Origin of the sequence: Alicyclobacillus acidocaldarius subsp. acidocaldarius DSM 446 (assembly GCF_000024285.1) — a bacterium.
GTDB classification, from domain to species: domain Bacteria; phylum Bacillota; class Bacilli; order Alicyclobacillales; family Alicyclobacillaceae; genus Alicyclobacillus; species Alicyclobacillus acidocaldarius.
This window is the reverse complement of sequence record NC_013205.1, coordinates 2,202,891-2,219,797: the sequence shown is the minus strand read 5'-3', so window position 1 is coordinate 2,219,797 and position 16,907 is coordinate 2,202,891. Positions and strand designations below refer to the sequence as shown.

Below are 16,907 nucleotides of genomic sequence, written 5' to 3'. Positions count from 1 at the left end.
AGGAGGACATCGAAGTGGCAGACAAGATTCGCGTCGGTATCGTGGGGGCGGGCGGGATCGCCCAACAGGTGCATATCCCCAACTACAAGAAGTGCGGCGAACAGGTGGAAATCGTGGCCATCTGCGATGTGGCGGTCGAGCGCGCGGAAGAGGCGGCGCGCAGGTGGAGCATTCCGCACTTCTTCAAGACCGCCGATGAGATGTTGGAGAAGGCAGAGCTCGACGTGGTGAGCGTCTGCACGCCCAACAAGTTCCACAAGGATGCGACGGTGAAGGCGCTCGAGGCGGGCTGCCACGTGCTGTGCGAGAAGCCGCCGGCCATGACGGTGGAAGAGGCGCAGGCGATGGCGGACGCGGCGAAAAAGAGCGGCAAACACCTGTCGTACGGGTTCCACTATCGGCATACGAGCGAGGTGGACTGCCTGAAGCGGTTCATCGACGCGGGGGAGCTCGGCGAGATCTACGCCGGCACGGCCATCGCGGTGCGGCGCCGCGGCATCCCGGGCTGGGGCGTGTTCACGAACAAGGAGCTGCAGGGCGGCGGGCCGCTCATCGACATCGGCTGCCACATGCTCGACACGGCGCTGTATTTGATGGGCTACCCCGAGCCGACGATGGTGTGGGGCGCCACGTATCAAAAGCTCGGCACGCGCAAGGGCGTGGGGCTCCTCGGCGACTGGGACTGGGAACACTTCACCGTGGAAGATATGGCGCGCGGCATGATTCAGTTCGCGAATGGGGCGACGCTCGTCATCGAGTCGGCGTTCGCGGCGAACGTGAAGGAGCGCGACGTCATGAATGTGAAGCTCATGGGCGATCTCGGCGGCGCCAACGTGTTCCCGCTCGAGATGTACCAGGAGAAGCACGGCGCGCTCATCGACGTCACGCCGGCGTACTTGCCGGAAATCTCGCCCTATGAGCGCGAGATCCGCCGCTGGGTCGACGCGTGCCTGACGGGCGAGCCGCCGCTGTCGACGGCCGAGCAGGGCGTCAAGCTGCAGCGCATCTTGAACGGCCTGTACGAGTCCGCGGAGCGGGGCGAGCCCGTGAAGCTGTAGGCCGGGATGGGGAGGAATCGGGATGCCGAAACGTTCGATTCGAATCGGCATGGTGGGCTATCAATTCATGGGCAAAGCTCACAGCCACGCGTATCGAGATCTCAACTTCTTCTTTGAGGATCTGCCCGTGACGCCGGTGCTGCAGGCCATCGCGGGGCGGAGCGAGGAGCCGCTCCGGCGGGCCGCCGAGGCGTACGGGTTCTCGTCGTACGAGACGGACTGGCGGCGGTTGGTGGAGCGCGACGACATCGACGTGATCGACATCGTGACGCCGAACAACGCGCACGCCGAGATCGCCATCGCCGCGGCGGAGCACGGCAAGCACGTGATCTGCGAGAAGCCGCTCGCGATGACGGTGGACGAGGCGGTCCGCATGCGCAACGCGGTGCAGGCGGCGGGGGTCCACCATCTCGTGTGCCACAATTACCGGTATGCGCCGGCCGTGCAGTTTGCGAAGCGGCTGATCGACGACGGGCGCCTGGGGCGGATCTACCACGTGCGGGCGCAGTATCTGCAGGACTGGATTATGGATCCCGATTTTCCGCTCGTGTGGCGCCTGCGCAAGGACGTGACGGGATCGGGGGCGCTCGGCGACATTGCGGCGCACATTCTCGATCTCGCCCGGTTTTTGGTCGGCGAGATCGGCGAGGTGGCGGCCTGCATGGAGACGTTCATCAAGGAGCGACCCCTGGGCGAAATGGCCGGCGGGCTTGAGGCGAAGGCGTCCGGCGGCACGGGGCGCGTGGACGTGGACGACGCCGTGGCCTTCCTCGCTCGCTTCGAAAACGGGGCGATGGGCGTGTTCGAGGCCACGCGCTTCGCGGGCGGGCATCGAAACGGCAATCAGTTCGAGATTAACGGCGAGAAGGGATCCCTTCGCTGGAACCTCGAGGATATGAACTGGCTCGAGGTCTACTTCCACAGCGACGAGCCGGGATTGCAAGGGTTCCGCCGCATCAACTGCACGGAACCTCTGCATCCGTACGCGGAGCGGTACTGGCCCGCGGGGCACATCATCGGCTACGAGCACACGTTTTTGAACCTGTTCGGCGCGTTTTTCAAAGGATTGGTCGAAGATCAGCCTGTGAAACCCGACTTCGAGGATGGCGTCCGCAATCAGTGCGTGTTGGAGGCGGTCGAGAAGGCCGCGGCGTCGAGGTCGTGGGAGAACGTGGAGTATCGCTGAGCGCAGTGCCCTTGCACGGACTTACGAATTTGCAGTACAATGGCGACAAGTGAACAGGAACCTTCGGGGCAGGGTGAAATTCCCGACCGGCGGTGATGGCTTCGTGCCTAAGCCCGCGACTCGCCATGTTGTGGCGACGGATTTGGTGAGACTCCAAAGCCGACGGTGAAAGTCCGGATGGGAGAAGGTTCGCGGTGATCGCAGCGCGTTGTGACGCGCCGTCATGGCTTTGCGTGACAGCCTTGCGGTGTGCGCTCGAGGCGCGTGCCGTGTCTTTTTGCGATCCGACAGCCCCGGGGGACAAAGGTTCCTCGGGGCTTCGCGCGTTTGCGGCACCCATCTCTCCATGCGCTCCCAGGGTTCCTCCGGAGAAACGATAGAAAGCGGAGGGACGCCCTGTGAATGCCTTTCAAACTTCGCGCGAAGCGAGCCGAGCATCGCTCTGGTTGATTGCATGCGGAGCCGCGCTGTGGGGGCTCGACGCGCTTTTCATCCTCGCGCTTCAGCACTGGTTCACGTCGATTGAAATCGTCTGCTTCGAGCACGTGCTGCTCGCCCTGTATGCGTTTCCGGTGCTCGTCCGAAGGCGGCGGGAATGGCTGGGGCTTGGCGCTGCGGATTGGCTCGCCGTCCTGTTTGTCGCCTGGGGCGGCTCTGCCGTGGCCTCCATCCTGTTCAACGTCGGGCTCGCCATAGGCATCCGATCCGACGCCGTGAACGAGGTCCTGCTCTTGCAGAAGCTTCAGCCGGTGTTCGCGCTGTTGTTGGCCGCTGTGGTGCTGGGCGAGCGGGTCCGACGCGCGTACTGGCCGTGGTTTGCGGTGGCTCTCGTGGGCGCGTACGTCCTGACCTTCGGTTTCACATGGCCCTCCTTCTCCAATGCGAGCGCGTGGGCTGGTTTGTGTGCGCTCGGCGCCGCGTTTCTGTGGGGCGGATCGACGGTCATGGGCAAGCGCGTGATGCGCAAGGTGTCGTTTCCCACGATGACGGCCCTTCGCTTCGGATCCGCGCTGCCGCTTCTCGTGGCGCTCACGCTCCTCGGTCACCCGAACTGGTCCCGGGTGGCGGACGGATTGGGGCACTGGGCTGTTATGGGCAACCTGATGTATCAGACGGTGGTGCCGAGCCTCCTCAGCCTGTTGGTGTACTATCGGGGGCTTGGTGGCGTCAAGGCTTCGTACGCCACATTGGCGGAGCTCGCGTTTCCGGCCACGGGCCTCGCGGTGAACGCGCTGTTCTTGCATCAGACGGTGCACGCGGCGCAGTGGATGGGCTTTGCCCTGGTGTGGATCGCGGTTTACGCGCTCTCGAGGATGGCGGATGGCTCGGATTTCGGCGAGGGGAGCGTTCGGGAGGCATCGGCGGGCACGGCGGCCTAAGACGGGAACGACCTCATCTTCAGCTCGTCCCGCCTCGGAAAAGCGAATGGAGCGACAGAAGGCGGCGGTTCTCCCTCGAGGAGATCCGCCGCCTCTGACTACAAGAGCCCCTTCCTCCAATGCCACTTGTCCGTGATTTCCTCGCCGCGGTGGACAATGGCGCGCGACACGTGGGAAATCCTGTGCCACGCCGCGGTGCCGAGCGCCTTCGAGTATCGGCCGTGATCGCCCGCGAGGCTCACGAAGCTCATGAGGAGGAGCGCAAAGCTCAGGCTGATGGCTGTGAGCCGTCTGCGCCGCACGTACCGCTTGGCCGAGGTGGGCTGGAAATCCGCCTTGGGCCGGGCGGGAAATGCGATGATCTGCGCGCTCCTCACGGGTGGATGTGTCGATGCTGGGCTGTCATCGGCCGCTTCCTTGGGCTGAAACATGGTGATGAGCTCGCGAAACTCCGCGACATCGCGGCGACATGCCGGGCAGGTGGCGAGGTGGCGTTCGAATCGCTTCTTGACCAGCTCGTCTTTGAGTTCGTTCAACGCGTAATCGACGCAGTAGGAGCAGATGGACGGGTTGTCCAAATGGTTCTCACCCTCTTGACGGAATCCATACCCCATCGTTTTTCAGTAAACCACGATCCAGCGCGATTGAGAAGCCCTTTCTTCGAATCGCCGTTCAGGGTAGAGTGAAACTGGCAACGGCATTCAAAGGGAGGGCGCGTATGGCAAGGATCGTTTCCACCAAGCCGCTCAGCGCGGCGCAAAGGGAGAAGCTGGCCCGCTTCGGCGACGTGGCCTGCCCGCCGGAAGGTCGGCGGTTCTCGCAAGCCGAACTGTTCTCTGCGCTTCACGACGCCGTGGGGCTCATCACGTTCGGCACGCGCGTCGACGAAACGCTCCTCGAACAGGCGCCGCACCTCAAGGTGGCATCGACGGCCTCCGTCGGCTATGATCATTTCGACCTCGCCGCCATGCGAAGGCGGCGCATCCTCGGCGCACACACGCCGCACGTGCTCGACGACACCGTCGCCGATCTCGGCATGGCGCTCATGCTCGCAGTGGCCCGCCGCATCGTCGAGTTGGACGGCTACGTCCGCAGAGGCGAGTGGAAGAAGGGCGACGAAGAGGTCCTCTACGGCGTCGACGTGCATCACCGGACGCTCGGCATCGTGGGCATGGGCCGCATCGGCCGCGCGCTCGCCAAACGGGCGAAGTTCGGATTCTCCATGAATATCCTGTACCACGCGCGATCGCGCCACGACGACGTGGAGCAGGCGTTCGGCGCGCGCTACGCGACCTTGTCGGATCTCCTGCAGACCTCCGACTTCGTGGTCTTGCTCACGCCGCTGACGCCGGAGACAGAGAACCTCATGAATCAAGATATGTTCAGGTTGATGAAACCAAGCGCCATTTTCATCAACCTTTCGCGTGGAAAGACGGTGGATGAAGACGCATTGGTTCAAGCCCTGCGCGAAGGTTGGATCCGCGGCGCTGGGCTCGACGTGTATCGCCAGGAGCCCATTCCGCCTCACCACCCCCTTCTGTCCTTGCCCAACGTGGTCTGCGTGCCACACATCGGCTCGGCGACGCAAGCGACGAGAACCGCCATGCTCGATCTCGCGATCGACAACCTGATCGCCGTGCTGGAGGGCCGGCCGAAGGACGCGTACATCGTGCCGGAACTGAAAGACCTTGCAGAGGAGGGATGAACATGTGGCCTGTGAAATTCAAGCCGGTCGCCATGGAACGGATCTGGGGCGGCGATGCGCTGAAATCGATGTTTGGGGTGAAGACGGATCGCCCCATCGGCGAATACTGGGTGATCTCGGCACACCCGAACGGCATGAGCGTCGTGGACGGCGGTCCGCTCGACGGCAAGACGCTGCAGGAGTTGGTCGAGACCTATCCGGACGCCTATCTCGGCCAGCACTCGCCTCAGAAGCGGTTTCCGCTGCTCGTAAAGTTCATCGAAGCCCACGATGACCTGTCGGTTCAGGTCCACCCGGACGACGCCTACGCGGAAGCGCACGAGGGCGACGCGGGCAAGACGGAGGCGTGGTACGTGCTCGACGCGCCGCAGGACGGGCGGGTGATTCTCGGCCACTCGTTCCCCGATCGGGAGACCTACCTGCGGGCCGTGCGCGAGGGCCGCGTTCGCGACTACCTGGCTTATCGGCCGATTCGAAAGGGCGATCTCGTTTTCGTTCCGTCGCGCACCTTGCACGCCTTGCTCCGTGGCACCAAGGTGCTCGAGATTCAGCAGACCTCCGACGTGACCTACCGCGTGTACGACTGGGATCGGGTGGATGCCAACGGAAAACCGCGCGAACTGCACATCGAAAAGGCGGCGGACGTGATCGCCTATGGCACAGAGCCGCCCGAGCCGAAGCCGATGGCGGTGGTGGACGAGCCTGGGTTTGAAATGGTGCGGCTGGTGTCGTGTCCGTATTTCACTATCGATCGCGTCCGCGTCGCGCAACGAGCCGCCGAGATGGAGCAGGGCGTGCGCGGGAATCCGGACTGCGCGATGGTGGTGGAAGGATCGGGGCACCTTCGCTGTGTCGCGGAGGGCGAGGAGGTGCGCCTGCCCGTGAAGGCGGGGGATGCGCTCGTCATCCCGGCGGACGTGCCTCGATACGCGTGGGAGGCGGACGAGGCGCTCACGGTCATCCGCGCGTTCTACGGCTCGTCCGGGCCGTAACGGATCTGCTCATACGCGCGGAGTAGGGCCGGATCGCCCGGATCCCGAAGTTCGTCGGGAAGGCGGCCGACAAACGAGCGGATGGTCTCAGCGCGGGCGATGGTGCGCCCTGCGCGGTGCCATGACCGCAAACGCTGCTGCATGCGGACGCGCACGGGCTCGGACGTGGGCACGAGCCGAAACACGTCCTCGAGCCGACGCTGGGTGATGCGCGATGGAATCGCCTCCGAGGCGCGCGGAAGCTCTCGGTTCCGGACCAGCCTGTGCGCCATCCACGCCAGCGACACGAGCAGGGCCACGGCGACGGCGGCCGCGGTCAACACAAGCGGCATCGGGATGGACGCGTGCGCCGCGGCCGCGGGCGGCCTGAGCCCGAGCGGCGGGTGGTTTGCCGCGGTCTGCCTGCTGGGCACGGCGCGTGGCCGAACGATTCGAGGTAAGATCGCCACGAGCACCGCACCCGCTGCGACCAGGCCGGCCGTCGTGATCGACAGGCGGACGACGGCCTTGAGCAACCGGACAGGCACGTCGCGGAACGCCGCGGCGAGTGCGATGGGCACGAGCCATGCGCGCTCCGCGCGAGAACCGTAGGTCAGCCGATGCGCGGCTCGCGCCGTCGCCACGGCCGCGAGCATGGTGAGGCACGGATAGGCCGTGGCCACCGCTTGCCCTGCAGGGGTCGGCGCGGCCAGCGGGCGCACGAAGACGACGTAGGTCATCCAGCCGATCACGACCACCGCGGTCGCGGCGCGAACCAAGCCGCGACTCGCGAGGGCGATGTCGCCGTAGGTCGCGAACGGGAGGCACAGTGCCGCGGCGAGGACCGAGGCGGCGATGCCTGCCACAAGCCACCCCGGTCGATGAAGTGGAAGAAAGCAGACCGCGCTGCACGCCGTGCCCGCGGCGATGCCGAGGGCAACGGCCTGTGAAGCGGGGCGCCGCGCCGCGGCGGCCGCGCATGCGCTGGATGCCCACGCCGAAACCGTGAGCCAGAAGAACTCTCCGAATTCACCCGAGCGACTCCAGAACAAGCTCGCGACGGCCCACGCGGCCATCATCCCCTGAGACCCACTCATCAACGCGCGAAACGCGAGAGGTGCATCGGCGAGGCGGATGTAGGATAACTTTCCCGATTGCATTTCGCCGCGGTTATCCTTTCGCATCGTGTGAAGCCCCCATCGCTACGTCTTGACCATCTTCTTCTACGAATGGACGGACGGAAATCCAGGCGACCTGAACACCGAAGCGGGACATCCGGCTTCTCGCGGCGCTCTCCCCAAACGGGCTGAGGACAATCCAGTGCCGAGGCGACGACGGGGATCGCGCCAACGCGGTCGTCAACATGTCGAGATCGCACGTCGCAACGGGCTGGGCGTGCGCGAGCAGGGATGCGACGCCTTCTGCAGAGAGCCACGCGATGGTCGCACGCTGCCGATTCCCGCAGGCGGCGTTGGTGGCGAAGTACACGCGCCCGCCGCCGCGCGTGAGCCATTGCGCGATGGCGAGCGCCTGCTCACACATCGCGTCAAACGTGTCGGGATGGAGCCCGCCCAGCCAGTAGGGCTCAGTCGCTTGGGCGCTCAGGACGATGGCCCAGTCCGGCGCTTTAGTGGTGAAAAATTCCTTAATCATCAGTTGGCCGAGCCGCGCCGATGCGCGCCAGTGGATGTGGCGGACGGGATCGCCATAGGCGTACGGGCGGACGCTGCGCAGCGCGGTCTCGTCGGGAAATGCGCGGGACTCGCGAGTCATCCACCCGGAGGGGGCGAGATGGAAGCGGTGCTCCACGCGCTTTTGGCGGGGCCTCACCGCGAGCGACACCCGGTTTTCCAGGACGATGTCGGTGTCCAGGAGGCCCATGCCCTCGCTGAGTGCGGCGCGGATCTGAATGGGGGTGGCGGGTCCGCGCCGCCAACCGTACGCGGTGAATTGGATGTCCGCCTGGCGACGCGGGAGGACGGAGAGCGCCACTTGTCCGAGGCGCGCCGCTTGTTCGCGATGAAACGACAACTGCGGCGGCAATTCGATCTCGACCTCGGCCAAGGGGATGGGCATCCAGGATCGGTTGACGAGTGTGACGCAGAGCGTCACCGCGTCGCCGGGTTCCATCTCCGCGCGGTTTGCGGTCAAGAAGCCTTCGACGCGACCCGAGACTGCGCGGGCAAACGCGCGCGGCCAGAACCAAAGGGCCATCACCATGAGCAGCGGGAGCCACAGCCAGGTCACGGCGCGCTCACTTCTCGCTCGTGCGGAACCGGCGTGTCGTCGAGGATGGATTGGAGGAGTCGATCTCGCTCTCTGCGATCCGCCCAGGCGATGTCGAAGACGAGTCGGTGGCGCATGACGGGCAAAAACGCCTCCTGAACGTCGTCCGGCGTGACGAAGTTCCGGCCTACGAGGAGAGCGAGCGCCTGCGCGAGCCGCACGAGCCACACGGCCGATCGAGGGCTTGCCCCGAGGGAAATTTGGTCGTGATCGCGCGTGCGCCTGGCGAGCGACACGGCGTAGCGCAGCACGTCGTCGTGCACGAAGACGATCTGGGCCATGCGCTGCAGCTGGACGAGCCGATCGGCGCCAAGGACGGGATCCGGGGCAGGGCCGTCCGCCTCTTCGGCCATGACGCGCTTGACCATGTCCATCTCGAGGGATTCCGGCAAGTAACCGAGGGCCACCTGCACGAGGAATCGGTCGAGCTCCGCCTCGGGGAGGGGAAAGACGCCTTGCGATTCGACGGGATTCGCCGTTGCGAGGACAAAGAACGGCCTCGGCAGGGGCTTGACCTCGCCGTCGACGGTCACGGCGCGTTCGGCCATCGCCTGCAGGAGCGCCGCCTGCGTTCGGGGGGTGGCCCGGTTGATCTCGTCGAACAACAGCACCTGCGTGAAGATGGGACCTGGGTGGAACCGAAACGCCTCTTCACGCGGATGGTATACCGTGGTTCCGATGACGTCCGCGGGGAGCAGATCGGGCGTGCCCTGCACCCGGGCGAACGAAAGCCCGAGCGCCGCGGCGAGCGAGGAGGCGAGCCTCGTCTTGCCGGTGCCGGGCACGTCTTCGAGGAGCGCGTGGCCTCCAGCGAGGCACGCGGCGACGAGCAGCCTCACGGCATGCTCTTGGCCCACGACGCGATCGCATACCGCGCGGATGACCGCGTCGAGCTCCGATTTTGCCTGAGCCACCGATTCCGACGTCAACCTCTCGGGCATGTCGTTCCTTCCCTTCTATGTGTTCCGGTAGCGACTGCAACGCTCATTGGAAGAACCATCCGTGACTGAACAACCCTGCGCCCAGGGTCCCCACCGTGGCGAACGCCGCGAACACCATCCAGTAGAGCGGTGAGGTGGGGCGCCGGGCGAAGCTTCGCGCGACGCCGGCCGTCGCGGGATACGCGACGGAGGCGAAGCGGAGCGTGCTCTCGAGCGGATTGTGCGGCATGTTGGCGCAAAGATCGATCGCCGCCAAGCACCACATCCACAGACCGCTTTCCAGACTATCGATGATTCTGCCATTTCGCGGCGCCAAAAGAAAGCGATCTCGCCAGATGGCGAGGCCGCCCTGCACGCAGAGGAGACCTGTCACGAAGACGGTGAGCACGCCCACCGACGTGAAGGCGCCCTCGGCGATGGCGTCCCGCACGTTGACGAACGGCCAAGTCCAGTGGCGATGCCAGCTTGCCTCTGCCGCCAGCAGCGCGAAGGGTGTGCCAAACCGGTGCCACATGTAGAGCGCGTAGGCGGCGGGCGTGAGGCAGAAGGAGGCGGTGAAGCCCATTGCCGCGAGAAAGCGGCGGGATCGGGCGAGCCTCAGGGCAAACAGAATGGCGAATGCGCCGAGATCGTGAAAGGACGGGGCGAGGAAGGCGCCGAGGCAGGCCGCGGCGAGGCGCCGCCTGTCCGCTGGGCGCTCGAGTCCCCAGAGGATGAGAAGAAACGCCGTCAACGTGTACGTTTCGGTGTACAGCGAGCTGAAAAAGATGGCGCACGGGTTGGCCGCGAGCAGCATGGCCGCCGGAAAACCTGCGCCTTTCCACTCTTCCTCCGCAATCGCGTAGGCGAGCGCGAGATCGAGCCCGAACAGCAGGTTGGTGAGCACCCATGCGCCCCCGATGCCGAGCGCGTGGACGAGGATGGGCAGCCCTGGCAGGAAGGCGGCCGCCTTGTCGTAGGGGACGAAGGGAACGGAATTCCCCGTCGGGATGAACGTCTTCTGGACATGCAGGGGGAACACGTACCCGTAGCGGGCGATGTCCACGAACCACTGGCTGTCCCACTGCAGGAAGTTGTCGAGCCACGTGCCGGTGATGGCGAGCCTGGCCGGCGCGTCGCCGATGGGGCCGAGGATGCCGATGAGCACGATGACCCAGTGCGCGGCCCACGCGGTGAGGACGGGCCGGGCCAGTGGGGCGCGAGAGAGCCGCTCTTGAACGTTCAATGAAACTTCGCTCCCGTCTGTGTGCTTTGCGCGCGAAGTTTTGCGCGGGAATTCCGACTGTGGTATACATAGAAATCGGAAAAGGATAGGGTTTGTCCTACCCGTCTATTCATTCTCTGACACCAGGCCGGAATTCCTGCTTGGGATCCCCGGGTGTCCCAAGGCGCCCCAAGCGGGTGCTCCGTCATGCCCAGTGCGCGTGGAAGAGGGGTTCACAATGGCGAACGAACAACCTGGATCAGTGCAGACGTTCTGGCATCAGTTCTCAGGGCCGAACTTGGCCTACCTGCTCGAGCAGTATGAGCAGTATCTCGCGGATCCCAACGCCGTGCCGGAGGACGTGCGCAGCTTATTCGCGCAATACGGGGATCCGGCTCAGGCGGTATCTGCTTCACCGATAGAGACACAACCGGTGTTCGGACCTCAGGTTTCCGCTTTGTCGCCTCGCACGCTGGAGGCCGCGGCGAAGGCCCACCAATTGGCTCAAGCCATCCGCGCGAACGGCCATCTCGCGGCGGATACCGATCCGCTGTTTGCTCCCGAAGGTTCTCCCGAACTGGAAGCGTCGACGTACGGCCTTGTGGAAGCCGATCTCGCCTCATTGCCCGCCTCGGTGGTGGGAGGCCCCATCGCGCAGACTGCGCCGACCGCACTCGCGGCCATCGAGGCGCTGCGGAAGGCGTACTGCAGCGACCTGGGCTACGAGTTTGCCCATCTTTCGAGCCGCGAAGAGCGGGCGTGGTTCGAGGATCAGATCGAAAACCGACGGTTCCATCAGCCGCTCACCTTGGACGAGGCGAAGGCGCTTTACGAGCTGCTGGCGCGCGCGCAGTTGTTCGAGCGGTTCATGCACAAGCGCTTCGTCGGCCAGAAGCGGTTTTCCGTCGAAGGTGTCGACGCGCTCGTTCCCATGGTGGATGCGCTTGCGAAGATGGCGGTGGACGCCGGTTTCGATCACGTCTTCATCGGCATGGCGCACCGCGGCCGCCTGAATATCCTCGCGCACGTGCTGAAGAAGCCCTACGAGCGCATCTTCTCCGAGTTCCACGCCGGCAACGGCATGGCCTCGGACGAGGAACTCGCGGAATACATGCTCGGCTGGGGCGGCGACGTAAAGTACCACATGGGCTGGACGCGCACCTTCGAGACGCCGAACGGCCATAAGGCGCGCTATGTGCTGTCCAACAACCCGAGCCATTTGGAATTCGTGGATCCCGTCGTCGAAGGCATGACGCGCGCGGCGCAGGACGACCGCACGCGGCCCGGGCAGCCCATTCAGGACGTGCACAAGGCGTTCCCCATTCTGGTTCACGGCGACGCCGCGTTCACCGGCGAGGGTGTGGTCGCTGAGACGCTCAACTTCTCGAAGATCCCCGGCTATTACACCGGCGGAACGGTGCACATCATCGCCAATAACCACCTCGGCTTCACCGCTGACCCGGAGCAGGGCCGGTCGACGCGTTACGCGAGCGACATTGCCAAGGGCTACGATCTGCCGGTCGTCCACGTTTCCGCGGACAATCCGGAAGCGTGTCTGCGCGCGGTGCGCCTCGCCTTCCTGTATCGCGAGACGTTCCAGAAGGACATCGTGATCGATCTCGTCGGGTATCGCCGTTGGGGCCACAACGAGTCGGACGATCCCGCCATGACGCAGCCGGTGATGTACGCGAAGATCGCCTCCCATCCGACCGTGATGGAGATCTACGCAAACGAGCTCGTCGCGCGGGGCGCGTTCACGGCGGCGGACCTGCAGAAGATCGATCAGGCCATCGACGAGGAACTGCTGCAGGCGTACAAGAAGTACCCGGAGATTCACACGCCTGCGGCCATCACGGACTTCTCGGAGCCCACGGAGGACGCAAAGCCCGTACCCCTGGAGGAACTGAAAGAGATCAACCGGGCGCTCTTGGAGACGCCGCCCGACTTCACGGTGTACCCGAAGCTGAAGCGCATCCTGGAGCGGCGCCGGGACGCGCTCGACGGAGGCGACATCGACTGGGCGCATGCCGAGGCCCTGGCGTTTGGAACCATCCTGCGATCCGGCACGCCCATCCGCATGTCCGGCCAGGACTCGGAGCGCGGGACGTTCGGCCAGCGCCACCTCGTGCTCCACGACGCGAACACCAACGCGCGCTACGCTCCGCTCCAGCACCTGCCGGGAGCCAAGGCGAGCTTTGTGGTGTACAATAGCCCGCTTTCGGAGACGGCCGTGATCGGGTTCGAATACGGCTATTCGGTCGAAGCGAAGGACGCGCTCGTTCTGTGGGAAGCGCAGTACGGCGACTTCGCCAACGTCGGTCAGCCCCTGTTTGACAACTTCATCGTGGCCGCGCGATCGAAGTGGGGGGAGACCTCCGGGCTGGTGTTGCTTTTGCCGCACGGGTTCGAGGGGCAGGCGCACGAGCACTCGAGTGGCCGCGTGGAGCGATTCCTGCAGCTCGCCGCTCGCAACAACATCGTGGTGGCGAACGTGACGACCTCCGCGCAGTACTTCCATCTGCTGCGGCGCCAGGCGGCACGGCTCAAAAACCCGCGTCCGCTCGTCATCATGACGCCGAAGAGCTTGCTCAGGAACCCGCTTGCGGCCTCGAAGCCGGAAGATCTGACCAACGGCCGATTTCAGCCGGTTCTGCACTTCGCCAAGACGGGGGAGGGCGCGCAGGCGGTTCGCCGCCTGATTCTCTCGAGTGGCAAGGTGGGCGTCGATCTCGCCGCGGAGATGTCGAAGCGGGGCGAGGAGGCGTGCGCGCACGTCGCCACCGCGCGCGTCGAGCAGCTGTACCCGTTCCCGGCGGATCGCGTGAAGGACGTCATCGCGTCGTATCCCAACCTGCAAGAGGTGGTGTGGCTCCAGGAGGAGCCCGAGAACCAGGGGCCGTGGAACTTCATGCGGCCGAGGTTGCAGGAACTTCTTCCGGCGTCGGTGAAACTCCGTTATATCGGCCGTCCCGAGCAGGGCTTTGTCGCGGAAGGATCGCCGGACGTGCACAACCGCGTGCAGGCTGAAATTTTGGCGCAGGCGTTGGCCAACGATAACCATTAAGGGCGTATGCCGAATACGGGGAGGAAGCCATCGTGGCAGAGGTCAAGGTTCCATCGCTAGGCGAGTCGATTGTGGAAGCGACGATTGGGCAGTGGCTCAAGCGCGAAGGGGATGCGGTTGAGTCGGGCGAGGCCATCGCGGAGCTGGAGACGGACAAGGTCAACGTGGAGGTCATTGCGGAGGCGTCGGGCGTCCTGGCGCAGATCCTCAAGCAGGTCGGCGATACCGTGGCGATTGGGGATGTCATTGCCGTGATCGCGGAGGGCCAGGCGCCGTCTGCGCCTGCCTCGGCGTCGGCTCCGGCCGCGCAGGCGCAGGAGGTCAAGCCGTCCGCGCCGAGCGCTCCGCAGGCGCAAGCACAGGCGCCGTCCGCGCCATCCGCGCCGCAGGTCTCGGCACAGCAGCAGGTCTCGGTCCCGGGCGAGCTTTTGGTGCGCCCGACGCCGTCTCTGCGGCGGGCTGCGGCCGCGCAGGGCATCGATCTCCGTCAGGTGCAGGCTGGTGCCTTGGGTCTCGGCGCCCAACCGGCGGCGCCCCAGGCAGCTCCCGCCCCGGCAGTTCAGCCTGCGTCCCAGGCGGCGCTTCGCCCGGATGAGGAACGGATCCGCATGTCGCGTCGCCGCGCGACCATCGCGAAGCGCCTCGTGGAGGCTCAGCACACCGCGGCCATGCTCACCACGTTCAATGAAGTGGACATGAGCCGGGTGATCGAGATCCGCAAGCGGCGCAAGGACGCGTTCCGCGAGAAGTACGGCGTGGGGCTTGGCTACATGTCGTTCTTCACGAAGGCGGTCGTGGGTGCGCTGAAGCAGTTCCCGCTCCTGAACGCGGAAATTCAGGGCGAGGACATGATTGTGAAGCACCACTACGACATCGGCATCGCGGTGGCGACGGAGGGCGGCCTTGTCGTGCCGGTGGTTCGGAACGCGGATCGCCTGACGTTTGCCGAGATCGAGCAGCAGATTGCCGATCTCGCCGCGCGCGCTCGCGCGAACAAGCTGTCGCTCGAGGAACTGCAGGGTGGGACCTTCACCATCACGAACGGAGGCACGTTCGGCTCGCTGTTCTCGACGCCCATCCTGAACGCGCCCCAGGTCGGCATCCTTGGGATGCATAACATCGTGGAGCGCCCGGTGGCGGTGAATGGGCAGGTGGAGATCCGCCCGATGATGTATATCGCGCTTTCGTACGATCACCGCATTGTGGACGGAGCGGAGGCCGTGAGCTTCCTGGTGACCGTGAAGCGGCTGATCGAGGATCCGGAGTCCCTGTTGCTCGAAGGCTGACATTCCGAACCGGACGGCGGGGGCGGCTCAGGCCGCACCCCGCCGTTTCTATGGCGCCGCGACAGGGCGCCGCGCGCATTCGCGAATCGCGCGCCGATGATTTATACTCTATACGGGTTGTCGAAATCCGTTGAACGGTGCGGAAACCGCTTGATTTCGGCGCGCGGACGTTCAGCGCGGCGCCGAATGTCGACAGTTTGGTTTGCGGGGCGCATCAAGGTGCGCCCGCATCTGCATAAGGATGGGATCGACATGGACGGAAAGACGAGATCGGATGTCGCCCTGATTGGCGGCGGCATCATGAGTGCCACGCTGGGGACCTTGTTTCGGCAGCTTGCGCCCGATTGGACCATCACCGTGTTCGAACGCCTCGACGAGGTCGCGGTGGAGAGTTCGAACGAGTGGAACAACGCGGGCACGGGGCACTCTGCGCTCTGCGAGCTGAACTACACGGTCGAACAGCCAGACGGAAGCATCGACATCTCCAAGGCCATTCAGGTGAACGAGCAGTTCCTGGTCTCTCGCCAATTTTGGTCGTTCCTCGTGCGACAGGGCATCATCGAACATCCGAGAGATTTTATCGTGCCTGTGCCGCACATGAGCTTCGTGCAGGGCGAGACGAACGTGGCGTTTTTGAAGAAACGGCACCAGTTGTTGTCCCAGCACCCGCTTTTCCAAGGGATGGAATACTCCGAGGATCCCGAGCGGCTCCGGGAATGGATTCCGCTGATGATGAAGGATCGCAAGCTGGATCGCCCGATTGCCGCTACGTGGATCGCGTCCGGCACGGACGTGAACTTCGGCGCGCTCACCCGGATGCTGTTCCAATACCTGGAGCGCGAAGGCGTGGACGTTCAGTGCGGCAAAGAGGTCCAGGACTTGAAGCGTACGCGCGACGGCATGTGGCAGCTCCGCGTGCGCGATGTGAAGACGGGCGCCACCTATGAGCATGTGTCGAAGTTCGTCTTCGTCGGGGCCGGGGGATGGAGTCTACTGCTTCTGCAGAAATCCGGCATTGACGAGGGGAAGGGCATCGGTGGCTTCCCGGTGAGCGGTCTTTTCATGGTCTGCGAGAATCCCGAGATTGTCCGCCAGCACCGCGCCAAGGTGTATGGCAAGGCCCCCGTGGGTGCGCCTCCCATGTCCGTGCCGCACCTGGATTCTCGCGTCATCGGCGGCCGAGAGTATGTCCTGTTCGGGCCGTTCGCCGGGTTTTCACCGCGCTTTTTGAAGACGGGCTCCATGCTCGACCTACTGAAGTCGGTCAAGCTTCACAACCTGTCGACCCTGCTCGCCGCGGGCGCCAAGAACGCCTCGCTGACGCTGTATCTCATCCGACAGCTCATGCTGACGAAAAAGCAGCGCATGGACGAGCTGCGCGAGTTCGTGCCCACGGCACGTGATGAGGATTGGCGCCTCGTTGTCGCGGGCCAACGCGTCCAGGTCATCAAGCGGCGCCCGCGAGGCGAGCTGCAGTTCGGCACCGAGGTGGTGAGCGCCAGGGACGGATCCATCGCTGCGCTGCTCGGCGCATCGCCGGGCGCGTCGGTCGTGGTGTCCATCATGCTCGAGGTCATCCGCAAATGTTTCCCGGACCGGCTGCCCGAGTGGGAGAACAAGATCCGCGAGATGATCCCGTCGTACGGCGTCACGCTGCGCCACAGACCCGATCTGATGCGTTCCATCCAGGCCGAGACGGCCGAGGTGCTGGGGCTGCATCGGATGGAGGCCCGAACGGACGCGTGATTCATGGCTGAAAAGGACGCGCCAGCATCTTCTGGTGCGTCCTTTGTGATCTGGCGGGATCGCGCGCGTTGTCTTGAAAAT

General features: G+C 64.9%; 13 protein-coding genes and 1 riboswitch. Of the genes, 8 read left to right on the top strand and 5 right to left on the bottom strand.

The features are described from left to right. Positions 1-14 precede the first annotated feature (14 nt). The 3 genes from AACI_RS10635 (at position 15) to AACI_RS10625 (ending at position 3,623) form a co-directional block, all read left to right on the top strand. A complete protein-coding gene (locus AACI_RS10635) occupies positions 15-1,058 on the top strand; it encodes a Gfo/Idh/MocA family protein (RefSeq protein WP_012811424.1) in 1,044 nt (347 codons plus the stop codon). A 22-nt stretch (positions 1,059-1,080) separates the two neighbouring features. Next, complete coding sequence (locus tag AACI_RS10630; protein ID WP_012811423.1) at positions 1,081-2,244, top strand: Gfo/Idh/MocA family protein; 1,164 nt, start codon at positions 1,081-1,083, stop codon at positions 2,242-2,244. A 55-nt stretch (positions 2,245-2,299) separates the two neighbouring features. Next, positions 2,300-2,437, top strand: a riboswitch (FMN riboswitch). A gap of 205 nt (positions 2,438-2,642) precedes the next feature. Beyond that, a complete protein-coding gene (locus AACI_RS10625; protein ID WP_012811422.1) occupies positions 2,643-3,623 on the top strand; it encodes a DMT family transporter in 981 nt (326 codons plus the stop codon). A 98-nt stretch (positions 3,624-3,721) separates the two neighbouring features. On the opposite strand, the gene AACI_RS10620 is transcribed toward AACI_RS10625, so the two are convergent. After that, positions 3,722-4,237 carry an anti-sigma factor family protein gene (locus tag AACI_RS10620; protein ID WP_012811421.1) on the bottom strand — a complete coding sequence of 172 codons (516 nt, stop codon included), beginning with the start codon at positions 4,235-4,237 and terminating at the stop codon, positions 3,722-3,724. 104 nt (positions 4,238-4,341) lie between these two features. Between AACI_RS10620 and AACI_RS10615 the strand changes: the two genes are divergently transcribed. Further along, a complete protein-coding gene (locus AACI_RS10615; protein WP_012811420.1) occupies positions 4,342-5,328 on the top strand; it encodes a 2-hydroxyacid dehydrogenase in 987 nt (328 codons plus the stop codon). 2 nt (positions 5,329-5,330) lie between these two features. Then, entirely contained in the window at positions 5,331-6,320 is a 990-nt protein-coding gene (locus tag AACI_RS10610) for a type I phosphomannose isomerase catalytic subunit (protein ID WP_012811419.1), read from the top strand. Here AACI_RS10610 and AACI_RS10605 read toward each other — a convergent pair. From AACI_RS10605 to AACI_RS10590, 4 genes are read right to left on the bottom strand one after another with little or no spacing between them, the layout of a single operon-like run. Next, positions 6,299-7,483: a hypothetical protein gene (locus AACI_RS10605; RefSeq protein ID WP_012811418.1), complete on the bottom strand. Its 1,185-nt coding sequence runs from the start codon at positions 7,481-7,483 to the stop codon at positions 6,299-6,301. The two genes, AACI_RS10610 and AACI_RS10605, sit on opposite strands and share 22 nt — an antisense overlap. Further along, positions 7,470-8,546: a DUF58 domain-containing protein gene (locus AACI_RS10600; protein ID WP_012811417.1), complete on the bottom strand. Its 1,077-nt coding sequence runs from the start codon at positions 8,544-8,546 to the stop codon at positions 7,470-7,472. The genes AACI_RS10605 and AACI_RS10600 overlap by 14 nt, the downstream gene beginning before the upstream one ends. Further along, a complete protein-coding gene (locus AACI_RS10595; protein ID WP_012811416.1) occupies positions 8,543-9,526 on the bottom strand; it encodes an AAA family ATPase in 984 nt (327 codons plus the stop codon). The genes AACI_RS10600 and AACI_RS10595 overlap by 4 nt, the downstream gene beginning before the upstream one ends. 43 nt (positions 9,527-9,569) lie before the next feature. Beyond that, positions 9,570-10,751: a hypothetical protein gene (locus AACI_RS10590; RefSeq protein WP_012811415.1), complete on the bottom strand. Its 1,182-nt coding sequence runs from the start codon at positions 10,749-10,751 to the stop codon at positions 9,570-9,572. Positions 10,752-10,968: 217 nt separating this feature from the next. On the opposite strand from AACI_RS10590, the gene AACI_RS10585 reads away from it, so the two are divergent. The 3 genes from AACI_RS10585 to mqo all read left to right on the top strand — a co-directional run bounded on the left by AACI_RS10585 (position 10,969) and on the right by mqo (position 16,826). After that, positions 10,969-13,794, top strand: a complete 2,826-nt coding sequence (locus tag AACI_RS10585; protein WP_012811414.1) for a 2-oxoglutarate dehydrogenase E1 component — start codon at positions 10,969-10,971, stop codon at positions 13,792-13,794. Positions 13,795-13,826: 32 nt separating this feature from the next. Next, positions 13,827-15,080 (top strand): 2-oxoglutarate dehydrogenase complex dihydrolipoyllysine-residue succinyltransferase, encoded by a 1,254-nt coding sequence (gene odhB / locus AACI_RS10580; protein WP_012811413.1) that lies wholly within the window; start codon positions 13,827-13,829, stop codon positions 15,078-15,080. A gap of 252 nt (positions 15,081-15,332) precedes the next feature. After that, positions 15,333-16,826, top strand: coding sequence for a malate dehydrogenase (quinone) (mqo, locus tag AACI_RS10575; RefSeq protein WP_041707525.1), 1,494 nt, complete (start codon positions 15,333-15,335; stop codon positions 16,824-16,826). Positions 16,827-16,907: the final 81 nt, after the last annotated feature.